This window comes from Bradyrhizobium sp. 482_C4_N1_8, assembly GCF_052075965.1.
Lineage (GTDB): Bacteria > Pseudomonadota > Alphaproteobacteria > Rhizobiales > Xanthobacteraceae > Bradyrhizobium > Bradyrhizobium barranii.
On the sequence record NZ_CP197231.1, the window covers coordinates 6001426 to 6014673 of the forward strand.

Below are 13248 nucleotides of genomic sequence, written 5' to 3' on the forward strand. Positions count from 1 at the left end.
GCCCGAAGGTCGCCTTTTGACCCAGACCGGACCACCCGTTCGCCGCGCAGGCATTGGGCTTAGGCTCGACCGGTCCTCGCGCTAGTTTGAAGGACCTCGTGTTGCCAGACAGAGCGGTCGTCCCCATCGTATAGTGATCAGAAATCGCCAGCCACGAAAAGACCAGACTACTGGCGATTGCCGCGCTTGCGCCGCCTGCTTGGGCGGAAGGGCGCGGGTACGGGTGCCAGGGCGAGCCCCTGGTACGGTATGGCAATCATCCCTCGACCATGGCCGATGAGTGCCGGTCATGCCAGTCCCGTGGATTATCGAAGAGCTGATCTATGGCCAAAAGCATTCTTGTCATCGTTGCTATTCTCGCAATTTCTACTTCTGGCGCTTTGGCCGCACAGAGGACCCATCATGGCCGCGCGTCGCCTGCGCCGTCGCCGAGCGAGGGGTCGAGGGGGCTGAGCCCATATGCTGTGGGCCCAGGTAATTCCAACGACCGCGACATGTACATCAAGAACCTGCGCGACTCCGGGTATAATCCGGAGAACAACTTCAACAGGTTCGGGAACGTGCAGGCAGCACCTTATGGGGGCGGCTAAACCTCGAATCCCCTTAACCCGGTACCGGCGCGGCTGCAGTCGCTAGGCCCGCCAAAACGGCTTTTCGAGTTCGTGCGCGATGTCGCTCCGGGAGACGCCGATATCGTGCAGGTCGGGCTCGGTCCAGCGTGCGAGCTCCCGGCGATCGCGATAACGCTGCCGCCAGAGATCAGAGATGAAGGGTCGCGCCAACGCTGGCCCAAACCTCGTAGAGGTTGAGGAGAGCCTTGATATCAGCGGAGATCAGGCGTGTTGAAGCAAACTTCACAGCTTTATCTCCCCCTATAAGTTCGGGAGGACTGTATCGCTGTGCTACTGACAGCATACTGTCAGCAGCAGGTAGCATCTCTGGCCCAAGGAACGGAGATGCCCCGGCTTCGGCTGGCAATCACTTTGCGTCATGTATTCTTGGGAAGTCCGATGTTGGCCCATCAGCGAAGTGACGACACCGCTCAAGGAGGTCCGCTTAGCGAGGCGGTGCGGACTGGATTTGCTCGCTCTGAGTTCTTCGCATTTTGACCCGAAGTCGACCTTAAACTCGTAACCAGCGAGAGGCTGATCGCAGCTTAGCAGAGTCCTTGGTGGGACTTAGCACAAGCGGCACGCTCCCCAGGATCCGCAGCAACCCGCGCAACCACCGAACCCCCAGCCACCATACCCCCAGTCATCGAACCCGATGTCGTCATAGAATCCGATGCTGAACCCGCAGCCGCCGCAACCGCAACCACGGAAGCCACGGCAACCACGGAAGCCACCGCAACCTCGGATGCCAACGAACCCGCTACCACCGCAACCTCGAATGCCAACGAGCCCGCCACCACCGCAACCTCGGATGCCAACAAACCCACCACCACCGCAACCTCGGCCGCCAACAAACCCGCCGCCACCGCAACCTCGGCCGCCAACAAACCCGCCGCCGCAACCTCGGCCGCCGCCGCACCCCCCGCCACCATGGCCGCACCCGCAACCACCGCACCCCCGCGCTAGCTGCACGCCGCCGCCAAAGTTTTCTCTATCGAAAAGATGGAACGTGGCCAGACTGACGTCGGCCATTTCCTCTTCGCCAAGAAAGAAGCGCTGATTTGGCGAGGTGTTGGATTGCGGGATACCGGTAGCGGGCATCGTGGATGCGGATGCGCTACTCGCCAGCGAAAGACCCAGTCCGGCCGCACCTAGCACCTTCACGGTGGCGGCTTTGGCTGTGCGCTTCTGCTTCGAAGCTTGCTTGACCCGTGGCATGATCGCACCCTCCGTAGTTCTTGTGAAAGCGCTCTGCAAGAGTGCGCTCGGCGAAACCGGCGCGCAAGGGTTACCTGTGCCATAAAATGCGAAACATCTCATCGAGCTCCATTCATCTTCAGAACCGAGATCGACACATGACCGCTTTTGGTTGAGCAGAATCACGCCAGCTGACCAGCGCAAGAGGCGTCGCGATGTCGGCTGTCTACGGGAAAGCGGAAGTCACACGATGGTTGGGCTGACCGCAGCTTTTGACCCAAAGCGGAAATCACTAGCTCGGTACCCCGCTTAGGTGAAATGTCGTAGCAAGGATGCGCCAGCCGTCGGGGGAGCGAACAAGGTTGTACGACTGCCGCCATTGCCTTGTGACGCTTCCATCCGGTCGGAGGTTTTTCCACGTTACAGTTCCGAGAGCACTGCGTTCGCCTATAGGAACAGCCACTACATCGTGCAGAGTTCCACTTTCGGCCCCTTCGCGTCGGTAGGTGTCGGCCACTCCTTGGAAAAACCGCGCAATCTCGTCACGTGACTGAAAACAATGTATCGACCCGTCACCCCGCATGGTGATGCAGGGAGCGCAGTAGAGTTTGGCGATTTGATCACCATCCCAGGTGGTGAATGTCTGCATGTATTTGTTGAAGAAGGCAGATATCTCGACTTCAAGCGCTTCCGGCATGATTTGTCTCCAGAGCTTTCATGTTCTGCGACGAGCAAGCCAACCCGAATTGTCTTGGGTTGCGATACAGCGCACGCGGAATTCGGATGGCGACATGCCGTTCAGCCGATCCGCTGCTGGGTCCAACTCCGCGCAACTGGCCTGCTCTACAGTTACGATCTGATCCGCGGCCAACCAAGCTACGATTGGAACTGAAGGGCCAATGATTACAAGATAGGCCAAGCCGAGAGCGGGAGACCAACGTTCAATACCAAGCCCCGTCCGGAAGACCACGGCCATTCCTAAGCCGAAGCACGCGATCCAAACGGCAAGCCAACAAGCAGAGATCATTCGTCTCTCCCCGCTCCAACAGTGTGCGCAATGTTACCGTTGACGCCCATCTCTCGCCAGAAGACAGTTTGCACCGAAGGGGCAATGCACTTGACCGATTCTGGGTGGTTAAGCTCACCTGCCCGTCAGGTGTTGATGGAAACGACGAGGTCATTGAATGCAAAAGGCTGATCGGCGATGTCGCCTATTGGCCCCAAGCAGCGGTTGGTGGATGTGTGCCATTCCGCTGCTGTCAGGGGAGAAGCAGACATCCGGCAAACAGGCCAAAAATGACGCGAATGACCTATAGCAGACCTGCACCCGAGCATTCGCCGAGTGGCCGCCTTAACCTCGCAGTGGCAGCGGGATGGAAAGCAGTTAACGCGCGAGTGCACTTCGTAATCTTAATTTACGCGAAGGCGTCCCACCGAAATTGCTCACCCGCGCCGACGAGTTGATCGAATAACTCGCTCTTAGCTGAGACGCATGGGTCCACACCTAGCCCGAGCCGACTCGCGCAGCGCTTCATCGCACTCCGCTTCCGGGCGTATTCAGACCTTGAGAAAGCATTGGCGAGGTCTGGCAGTGACCCGGCAGCTGACTCTGGATGCAAGCCTGAAGTAGACCGGGCGCTCTAGCACCCGTCGTCTCCTTCCACGACGGTCGACAGGAAGCTGGAACGAGCCAGATCACATGCAATCGGCTTCGAGAACGAGGTGCCAAACCATCTACTCGTCAACGACCCATCGTTGGTGACCCAGGGGATTGGCGGCAGTTGCGGCAGATAAGATGCATACGGCATCACTTTCGCAAGCGTCACTCTGACCAGATACTTTGCTAGAAAAGCCTCGTTCATTCCGCCGTCCAGTCCGCTATAGATCGGGGCTGCCGGCACGTTGTCATTGAGCAATCGCGCGAATTCGAGTTCGTCGGTACGTTGCTTCTCAAGCGCCCGCCGCGCAATTTTGGAATCCACGACAAACGCGGGGCATTTATCGGTGGGACTGAACACGAGAGGATACGGCGAATTTGGTGGAGCTTGCGCATCGAACACATAGCGTCGATTGCACACGTCCACCTTAGGTTCGAGATGCGTCGTCTCGAAGTGATCGTTGCCGACTTTGAGCATTTTCCAGAAGGAGAGGTTCGGGCTATTTCGATGCTGCGCCAGGTTTGCCGGCGTCAGGCGGAATGGATAAGCCTGGACCTGAAAGGACGGTCGGCCGCCGAGGGAGTCCCGCGCTAGCGAATAGATCTCGCTTATCTGTTCGTCGGTCATGGCATAGCAACCGCTCGATGAGCAGTCGCCATGGATCATGAGTAAGCTGCCGTCGCGATTGTTTGCCTTGTCGAAGCTGTTGGGAAAGCCGACGTTGATCGCGAGATGGTAATCGGAGTTGGGATTCATCAGCTCGGGAGTAATCGTATAGAACCCCTCTGGAGCCTGACGGTCACCCTCCTTCAGTTTCGGCCCGAGATCCCCCGACCACCGACAGATCGGGTACACCTTGAGGATTTTGAAGAGGCCGGTGGTGTCCTGTTTCCAGACTTCGAGCTCCGCCTCTTGCTTGAAGACGCGCACAAGGATAGGCGAGTATTTTGGCATCTTCTTTTGTCGGAGCAGCGAGAGCAACTCGGGTGGTAGCTCCTTTGTAGCCTTGGCCGGCAAGCGGTTGCTGTTTTCGCCAAGGCAGGTGGCCGGCGACAACGCCGCGAAAAAAGCTGCAGTCAGCACAAGCGCACGGAGTGCCGTGGCGCCGATCATGACCTTACCTCGGGCGTGGAATCTGCTCATTTGGGTAGCGTGTAGTCAGTGGGTTCGTAAGGCAAGCCCAGATGGACGCAGCCACCGGAGAAGTTCGAGCTTATCGTTGGCCTTGGGGATGCCAAGACGCTCGGTCTCGTCGTCCGCTTCTGGCCCATAGCTGACCTGCCCGATCGGTTCAGCCGAGGACTTCTTTTAACCCAAAGCTGACCTCAAGCAGTTCCGGAGACAATTAGGCAAAAAGCCCGCATTGGTTATGACAGCATTCTTGGCGGCGCTCGCGACATCGGCCAAGTCGGAGTTCATCAATGTGCCGACGGAGTGATCGCCACCGATAGCCAAGACCGGCATCGGCAATTTTCCGGTCTTTGCGAACAGCGTTTTGTTGTCCTCGCCGTCCTTAGTGAAGTCAGCAAACTGTCCGCTAAAGGCATCGTGGATGGCACCCGCACGAGCATAGAGCACCGCATCGTGATCCCGGGTCTTTCGTCGATCGCAGCGGGGGTATGGGTTCACGGCCTGGTTCGAAAACCGATACGGTTATCGAAGCATCGAGGCCGACAGTGCCAATGTTAGCGCTCGCCCTGCCGGAAGCCACTGGAACTCGTGCTAACGAGAAATATCGAAGTGTACTGCTTTGATAGTGTGAATCGCTTCCAACGGACGACGCTCGGAGACGTCAGGCGCAGGTGTCGTGCGCAGAAGCATTGTAGCCTGGAATCATGGGAGAGCCGAGCATGGATTCCATTTCTCGTCGCCATATGTTGGCAGCGACCGCTACCGGAGGTCTTCTAACGAGCGTTGGGCTGGCGCACGCGCAAACCGCGGACGGCGCGATTCCTCAGCCACAGCGACCGGGTCACGGCGGCACCGATCCCGGTCCGCGCAATCTCATGCGGGATCGGCAGAACCCGGATCTGCTGGTTCCGCCGTCGACCGATCATGGTACCTTGCCGAACCTGCGCTTCTCGTTCTCGGACGCCCATATGCGGCTTGAGCCGGGCGGCTGGACCCGCCAGGTCACGCAGCGTGAGCTGGGCATTGCCAAGTCCATGGCCGGCGTGAATATGCGCCTGAACGCGGGCGGTGTGCGTGAGCTGCATTGGCATAAGGCGTCAGAATGGGCCTACATGCTCTATGGCAAGGCTCGCGTGACGGCGGTCGATTCCGAGGGGCGCTATTTCGTCGATGACGTCGGCGTCGGAGATCTCTGGTTCTTCCCGGGCGGAACCCCGCACTCGATCCAGGGCCTCGGCCCCGACGGCTGCGAATTCCTTCTCGTGTTCGACGATGGCGATTTCGACGAAGACAACACCTTCCTGCTCAACGACTGGTTCAAGCACATACCGGCCGATGTGCTGGGCAAGAATTTCGGAGTGCCTGCCTCGCTGTTCGGCCACACCCCCGATGAAAGCGAGCGCTATATTTTCCTGGCTCCGTTGCCGGGGCCGCTCGGATCGGAAGCCATATCGGGCGCAAAGGCGTCGGAGACGAGCTACACGTGGCGGATGATGGAGCAGGTGCCCATCAAGACGAAGGGCGGAACGGTGCGGATCACCGATTCCCGTTTGTTTCCAATCAGCACCACGACCGCAGCGGCCCTGGTTGAACTCGAACCTGGCGGATTGCGCGAGGTGCACTGGCACCCTAACGGAGACGAGTGGCTTTACGTCATCGAGGGACAGGCGCGCATGGGTGTGTTTGCCGGCCAGGGGCAGGCGCGCACATTTGATCTGCAGGCCGGCGACGTTGGTTACGTCCCGGTGGCGATGGGCCACTATCTCGAGAATACCGGCTCGACCAACTTTCGATTTCTCGAGACGTTCAAGAGTGACCGCTTTATCGATTTCTCTCTCGATACCTGGATGGCGGCAACACCGCCGGGACTGGTGCAAGCCCATCTCAAACTCGATCCGAAGGTGATGAGCGCGCTGCGCACGAACAAGGCTCTGGTCGTGCCGGAATAACCGCCCAAGTCGGAGTGAATCGCGGCGCACTCGTCCGGCGCCCGGTGGGCAGGCCGCTGGCGGACCGCCGGCAAGATTGCGCCATCTCCGGCTGCAGAAGGAGAACGCCATGAACGTTCTGACCTGGGCCGCCCTGCGTTGGTGGTCGCCGGATCCGCCTTAGCATCAAACGGTCAGGCCGAAACGGGCACCCGAGCGTCAGTGGCATCCTCAGTTTGCAGAGACAAGCTTTAGTCCAATCACGCCGGCCACAATCAAAGCAATGCAAAGTATCCGCGCAGGCGACGCAGAGTCGCCCAGCACTGCGATACCCAGAACGGCGGTACCCGCGGCACCGATACCGGTCCAGACCGCGTACCCCGTTCCTACGGGAAGTGTGCGGAGCGCCAGCGAGAGAAGAAAGACACTCGACAAACCGGTGGCAGCCGTAAACAGCGCGGGTATCAGCAGCGTGAAGCCTGCGGACCACTTCATACCGAAGGCGAATCCGATCTCGAGAAGGCCGGCGGAGGCCAATATCATCCATGCCATGTGGGTCAATCCATTCGCTGGTCACCGGGCGTTACGGCCGGGCTGCTTGTAAGGGGCTGGACGCGCATGGACCAATTTCCATGCGCGCCGCGTTTGCTGATGAGCGCCTCAAGCCTTACTGGCGGCAGCGGGAATCGAGCGGAACGAAATTCCCAATCGATTGAACGCGCTCATCAGGCCGATGGCATAGGTGAGGTCAGCGAGTTCCTTGTCGCTGAATTCGCCGGCGGCGGCCTCGTAGTCGGCATCGGGAACGCCGGTTTCGGCCACCCTCGTCACGGTTTCGGTCCAGGCCAGCGCAGAGCGTTCGCGCTCACTAAAGACTTCCCCCGCGTCTCGCCACACAGGCACCAGCACGAGCTTGTCCGCGGCGACACCAGACTTGAGCAGGTCGCGGGAGTGCATATCGATGCAGTAGGCACAGCCGTTGATCTGCGAAACCCGCAGATAGACGAGATCGACAAGTTGCTTTGAAAGGCCGCTTTTTTGAAGATAGACGTAGACCCCTCCAAAGGCCTTGAAGCCTTCCGGTGAAGCCTTGGCGTAATCGATGCGCTTGTTCATGATTGAATCCTCATCTGGTTGAAGGATTCCATCGTTTCGCATCTTGGCCTATTCAAGAAGGTCCATGATACGCGTTTGTAGCTGGACCATGATTTCCATAATCCGGCAGATCACGCTCGAGCTTCAGTCACATCAATCCCAAAATGCGCCGTCCGAAATTTTCGGCCGTGCGCCGCGAGGCGATATTCGTGAAGTTTAAAAGAAGGGCGGAAGCCCCATCATTGCGCCTCGTCCAATCCGTAAGTGCCTCCGCGTACAGGCCTTGTTCCCGCATGCTCGCAGCGAGCCGGCGATCTGAACGGTTGCCTCGCAGACGCAAGATCAGGTGCATGCCCCCCGGCTGTAAATCTATTCGCACATTTTTTCCCAGCACGCTTTCCAGCCCCGCCGCGGTTGCCGCGCGGCGCTCGGCATAGAGCCTCCGCATCCGCTGGATATGGCGCGCAAAATGTCCTTCGGCGATGAATGAAGTGACGATAGTTTGCGTAAGCCCCGGAGAGCCAGTTGAAAGGCTTTCGGTGACCTCCTCAAACCGCTCGACCTGCGCTTCCGGCACGACGAGATAGGCCAGCCGCATGCCTGGAAAAAGTACCTTGCTGAAGGTACCCGCATAGAGCACCCGCCCGTCACGATCGAGGCTTTTCAATGCAGGGAGGGGGCGGCTGACATAGCGGTATTCGCCATCGTAGTCGTCTTCGATGATCCATGCCTTGTTTCGCGCGGCCCAGTCCAACAGCGCCAGACGCCGAGGTAACGACAGGGACATGCAGAGCGGGCTCTGATGCGCAGGCGTGACCACCGCTGCGCGCGCCCGGGACGCGAGCTTGATGGCATCAGAAACGACCATGCCTTCCGCATCGACCGGCACCGAGATGCCTTCGATATGCATATATTCGAAAATTTCTCGCGTGGGCGGATATCCCGGGTCTTCGAGCCAGACGCGATCACCCGCCTTCAGCAGGGCATGACCGATTAGCTCCACGGTTTGGCGGTATCCCGAGGTCACGAACACCTGAGATGGGGAGCAGTTTATCCCACGCGAAACCTGGAGATATCTCGCGATTTCAGCACGCAGCGAAGGCAAGCCGGACACAGGGGGATGGATCATATCGGAAGGCTGCATGGCCCGCGCACTGCGCGCGCCAAGGCGTGCCCAGATCTTCCGGGGAAACGCATCCAGGGCGGGCAAACCCATCTGGAATGGCAGGATGGAATCCGGACGAAAACTGACTGCATCCATCCGGGGATCCGCTCGCGGCGTCGGGTTCGCAATGGATATTCGCGGCGTAAGGTCTGGGCTTACAATGGTTCCTGCCTGCCCGCGCGCCTCGACATACCCTTCAGCGGCCAGCAAGGAATAAGCCGTGTCGATGGTACCTCTGGCCAGCCCCAATTCCTTGGTCAACGCCCGTGCCGACGGAATGCGGTCACCAGGCTTCAACATTCCAGTGGCGATAGCGTCGCGAAACCGATCGTAAATCTGCCGGTAGAACGGTGCTGCCGCCTTCGGATCAAGCGGCGGGAGCTTTCGGGGATTCGCGGCAGGCATGGCCCGATCCGATCTTTCGATGAACGAAAAACCCACTATGCCATAACGGTTCGGATTGGTCTCCACTCCTCGCACGCTGCAGCGGTCAAGCCTGCGCCGGCAAATCATGGACCAGTCGCAAAGCTCATTCATGGTCCTTGGATGCAGGCCGAAATTGCTCTTTGCTGATGATCAGAGTTCGGACAGCAGAGATTGGAAAGCAGATGACGAAAATACTGCATTTGACTTGCAGCCCCCGCGGGCAAGCCTCGGAGAGTTACAGGCTATCTCAGAAAATCGTCGGCTACTTGCTGGATAGCGAGCCGACGGCAACCGTCATAATCCGACCGATCAGCGGCGTCCCCGATATCGATGAAAGCTACGCAACTGCTCTTGGCGCGACCGAGCGATCGTACCTGGAAATGTTTGTCGAGGGTTCCATGTCCCGGTCCGAAGAACTGATCCAGGAACTGGAGAGCGCGGACTTCGTCGTCATCGCAACTCCAATGCACAACTTCACCGTGCCTGCCGCTCTCAAAGCGTGGATAGATCACGTCGTTCGAGTCCGTCGAACGTTCGACGTGACTGCCCAAGGAAAACTGGGGGCGTTGCGCGACCGCCCGGTTTTTGTCGCAGTGTCCTCGGGCGGAAGATTTTCCGGCGATCGCGCGCATCAGCCCGATTTTCTCACGCCGTATCTAAAAGCTATCCTCGGCACCATCGGGCTGCATGATTTGACGTTCTTCTCCGTTGAAGGATCGGCGCTTGGTCCTGATGCATTGGTCGCAGCCCGAACCAAGGCGGATCAGGCAATGCAGAGGTTCTTCCTCCGTTTCGCGCCCAATTCAACGGGGGTGTTTCAGCAAGCTGTATGAACGCGCAACGGCCTTCCCGCGCTCAGTTCGGCCACCGATACGTCCGTTCCTGGCCCTGAGCAGACGCTGCCGCTTCGCGCGGAAGCTGGGGGACGCCTGCACCTCGCGGGATTCCCTACCAGCGAGACCAGTACAGCGCCCGGGAAGCTGAGGTACTTGCCTCCTCAATTGAGCAAGCAAAAATTCCCCCAAACATCAGAGCCTCGCTAAGAACGGAGATTGACTTAACCGAGATCACGCAAGAGACCTTTTGCTCGCTTAAGGTCGGCGGTGTTGAGACCTTCGGTAAACCGGTCGTAAATCGGTTGTAGCAGCGCCTTCGCTTCGGCCGGTCGGTCCTGATCGCGAAACAACTGTCCCAAGCTTGTGGCGGCGCGTAGTTCCCAGGACAGAGCGCCCTGCAGGCTCGCCCACTTCATCGCCCGGAAAAACTGATCCTCGGCCGTTGCCGCAGCGCCGGGCGCACCTTGCAACAGCAGCAGTTCGCCCTTGATGCGCAGCAGCTCGGCGATACTCAAGCGTTCTTCGCTCTCCTCTGCGCGCGCGATCGCATCGTGTACCACCGAAAGTCCTTCGCCCACTTGCCCGACGCGCCCCAAGCCTTCCGCCATCTCACCAACGAACAGGAAATAGCGATGCGATGCGTTGACTTCGTCGCCGAGTTCGTCGATGCCTGACCGCAGCAGCGGCAATCCGCCGGCGGTATCTCCGCGCTTGATCGCTAGCAGTCCTTGATGGCTGCGGGCAAAGGCAACATAGCGCATCAGCGAATGCCTGGTCGAAAGGTCGATCAGCCTTGTCACGTAATGGTCTGCGACATCCATATCGCCGCTCCACAGCGCGATCGGGCATGCTGCGTTGGCGACGATGTAGCACACCGAGTTGACGTGTCTGCTGGCAGATGCCTCATGCAGGTATGTTTCGGTGACGTGCATTGCGCGATCCGGAAATCCCTGCAGCCATAGGGTCCGGCCCAGAAAGGCGCCGGCGGTCACCCGCTGGTTGCTCCGGAAACGGCTGATCCGCGACTTTTGGACTGGAGGAACATAGTGCGCGAGCATGCGTTCGAGGTGATACCTCGCGCTCGCTTGATCGCCGAGGCATTGCTGCGAGATGCCGATCAATCGCTCTCCGATCAGCCGATCGTTGGAATTTGACCGGCTTGCCGCAAGAGCGCTGAATCGTTGCGCGGCGGTCAAGGAGGCGCGAAGGCGGCCGGCGACCCGGTGAAAGAACCACAGGCCTAGCAGCGACCGCAATTGGTGCTCGACATCGTCAAGCCTCTCTGCAAGCTCCAGCGCCTTCGTCCAGGCTTCGCCGAGCGCGGGAATTTTCGCGTCGGTGACAAATATCAGGGTCGTGCCGAGCGCGGTATACAGCTTCATCTCGAGGCGCGCGTCGCCATTGACGGCAGCCCCAAGGGCGCCGATCGCCCGCTCCACGCGGCCGCGGCATTCCTCCAGCAACGACGAATGGACGCATAGGGGCACTGCGGCCGCGGTCAGCCCCGCGCCAATCTGCACGTCACCGCTGGGTGAAAAGGCCCAACCCAGCGCCGCGCGCAGGTTGTCGATGTGCCGTCCATAGTCGCCCATCCAGTCGACCGTGGGGCGCATCTCCAGCTCCGCTTCAGCCCGCTCGAACAAGTCCCGGTAATATTCGGCATGGCGACGTGCGAGCCGTTCCCGTTCCCCGCTCTCGCCGAGCTTTTCGAGGGCATACGTATGGGTCGTATCCAATAAGCGGTAGCGCGCCGTGGTGGCATCGATTTCCGCCACAACCAGCGACTTCGAAACCAGGCTGGAAATTCCATCGACCACGTCCGGCAAAGCGATCCCGGCGCCCGTTACCACCGCGCAGATCGCCTCCAGGTCGATGGCGCCGGCGAAGACCGCGAGCCGGCGGAGGAGCACCAACTCAGGCTCAGTCAGTAGCTCGTAGCTCCAATCGAAGGTCGCCCGCAGAGTTTGGTGCCGCGGCAGCGCCGTCCGCCCTCCGGTCAGCAGCTGAAAGCGATCGTCAAGGTGAGCGGCGAGTTCTTCGACACCGAGTGCCGTGACACGTGCCGCCGCCATTTCAATCGCGAGCGGTATGCCATCAAGACGCCGGCAGATCGCCGCGATCGTCTTTGCCTGATAGCCATCCAGAACCGCCCCTGCCTCGGTTGCTCGTGCACGTTCGATGAATAGTCTGACGGCGCCGTATTCCAGGAGATCGTCCGCGCCCTCCGTCGGAATCGAGAGCGGCTGCACCCAGTAGACCTGCTCCCCCTCGGCCCGGAGCGGCTCGCGGCTGGTTGCGATGATCTGAGCCGAGGATCCGGCTCGCAGCACGCCCTCAGCCATCCTCGCCGCGGCGTCGATCACATGCTCGCAGGTGTCCAACACCACCAACAAGCGCCGCGCTGCCAGTGCCAGCGCCACGCGCTGCGTCGAAATTTCACCGCCGCCGAACTTGAGTCCGATCGCGGCAGCGAGCGCTATGGGAACCAGACTGGGATCCGCGAGCGGCGAGAACTCGGCCAGCCACACCCCCTCTGGAAAATGCGGCAGCAGTTCACGGGCGACCGCGAGCGCGAGCCGTGTCTTGCCGATGCCCCCCGCCCCGGTCAGGGTGACGAGCCGGCCGGCACGGACAAGCTTCGAGATTTCCTCGACCTCGGCGGTGCGGCCGATCAACGCTGAAACCGGCTGCGGCAGGTTGGTCGACGCTAATGGCTGCGCCGACGCACTTTCCTTTAGGTAGAGTGGATGTCCCGGTCCGGTTGCTGGCCGCATGGTCCAGATGCCGCGCAGGTGATAGCCGCGGCCGGACACCGTCTTCAACAACTCGCGATCTGCGCCGAGCGCCTTGCGAATGGCGGATATATGAATCTGGAGCGTGTTTTCTTCGACCGTCGCAACCGGCCACACCCGATCTATAAGATCGCGCTTGGTGACAAGCTCGCCGCCCGACTGAACCAAAATCTCCAGAATCTCGAATGCGCGGTTCCCGATCGGAACGGAAACACCTCGGGACCGCAGCTCACGCTGGGTAAGATCGATCTCCCACCCGTTCGACTCATAGACGGCTCGTAGGCCTTGCTCGGCCATCACGGCCTGCCCCGTCGGTTGAGTAATCCTAAGAAAATCTCAGCATCAGATCAGGGAACCGCTCCAGGAAATCAGCTTAAACGTTGATCTGGGCAGTGGGCAAGGGCCGTCG

Annotated in this window: 10 protein-coding genes; 2 read left to right on the forward strand and 8 right to left on the reverse strand. The window is 59.9% G+C overall.

The window, feature by feature from the left end; translation table 11 throughout:
* Nucleotides 1–632: 632 nt before the first annotated feature.
* The 4 genes from AB7Z56_RS28920 to AB7Z56_RS28935 all read right to left on the reverse strand — a co-directional run bounded on the left by AB7Z56_RS28920 (nt 633) and on the right by AB7Z56_RS28935 (nt 5044).
* On the reverse strand, nt 633–782 hold the full coding sequence (locus tag AB7Z56_RS28920) for a DUF1127 domain-containing protein (protein WP_231144533.1): 150 nt from the start codon (nt 780–782) through the stop codon (nt 633–635).
* Nucleotides 783–2100: 1318 nt separating this feature from the next.
* Nucleotides 2101–2505 (reverse strand): nuclear transport factor 2 family protein, encoded by a 405-nt coding sequence (locus AB7Z56_RS28925; protein ID WP_084795216.1) that lies wholly within the window; start codon nt 2503–2505, stop codon nt 2101–2103.
* Between the two features lie 943 nt (nt 2506–3448).
* Nucleotides 3449–4579 (reverse strand): L,D-transpeptidase family protein, encoded by a 1131-nt coding sequence (locus tag AB7Z56_RS28930; protein ID WP_231144531.1) that lies wholly within the window; start codon nt 4577–4579, stop codon nt 3449–3451.
* Between the two features lie 195 nt (nt 4580–4774).
* Nucleotides 4775–5044 (reverse strand): hypothetical protein, encoded by a 270-nt coding sequence (locus AB7Z56_RS28935; RefSeq protein WP_063984220.1) that lies wholly within the window; start codon nt 5042–5044, stop codon nt 4775–4777.
* 272 nt (nt 5045–5316) lie between these two features.
* Between AB7Z56_RS28935 and AB7Z56_RS28940 the strand changes: the two genes are divergently transcribed.
* Nucleotides 5317–6546: a cupin domain-containing protein gene (locus AB7Z56_RS28940; RefSeq protein ID WP_063984221.1), complete on the forward strand. Its 1230-nt coding sequence runs from the start codon at nt 5317–5319 to the stop codon at nt 6544–6546.
* Between the two features lie 210 nt (nt 6547–6756).
* Here AB7Z56_RS28940 and AB7Z56_RS28945 read toward each other — a convergent pair whose 3' ends face one another.
* The 3 genes from AB7Z56_RS28945 to pdxR form a co-directional block, all read right to left on the reverse strand.
* Nucleotides 6757–7077 carry a DMT family transporter gene (locus AB7Z56_RS28945; RefSeq protein ID WP_063984222.1) on the reverse strand — a complete coding sequence of 107 codons (321 nt, stop codon included), beginning with the start codon at nt 7075–7077 and terminating at the stop codon, nt 6757–6759.
* Between the two features lie 108 nt (nt 7078–7185).
* A complete protein-coding gene (locus AB7Z56_RS28950; RefSeq protein WP_063984223.1) occupies nt 7186–7641 on the reverse strand; it encodes a carboxymuconolactone decarboxylase family protein in 456 nt (151 codons plus the stop codon).
* A 127-nt stretch (nt 7642–7768) separates the two neighbouring features.
* A complete protein-coding gene (pdxR, locus tag AB7Z56_RS28955) occupies nt 7769–9190 on the reverse strand; it encodes a MocR-like pyridoxine biosynthesis transcription factor PdxR (protein WP_063986506.1) in 1422 nt (473 codons plus the stop codon).
* A 203-nt stretch (nt 9191–9393) separates the two neighbouring features.
* On the opposite strand from pdxR, the gene AB7Z56_RS28960 reads away from it, so the two are divergent.
* Complete coding sequence (locus tag AB7Z56_RS28960) at nt 9394–10044, forward strand: FMN-dependent NADH-azoreductase (RefSeq protein ID WP_063986507.1); 651 nt, start codon at nt 9394–9396, stop codon at nt 10042–10044.
* 224 nt (nt 10045–10268) lie between these two features.
* Here the strand turns inward: AB7Z56_RS28960 and AB7Z56_RS28965 are convergent, their stop codons facing one another.
* Nucleotides 10269–13136, reverse strand: coding sequence for an ATP-binding protein (locus AB7Z56_RS28965; RefSeq protein ID WP_063984224.1), 2868 nt, complete (start codon nt 13134–13136; stop codon nt 10269–10271).
* Nucleotides 13137–13248 lie beyond the last annotated feature (112 nt).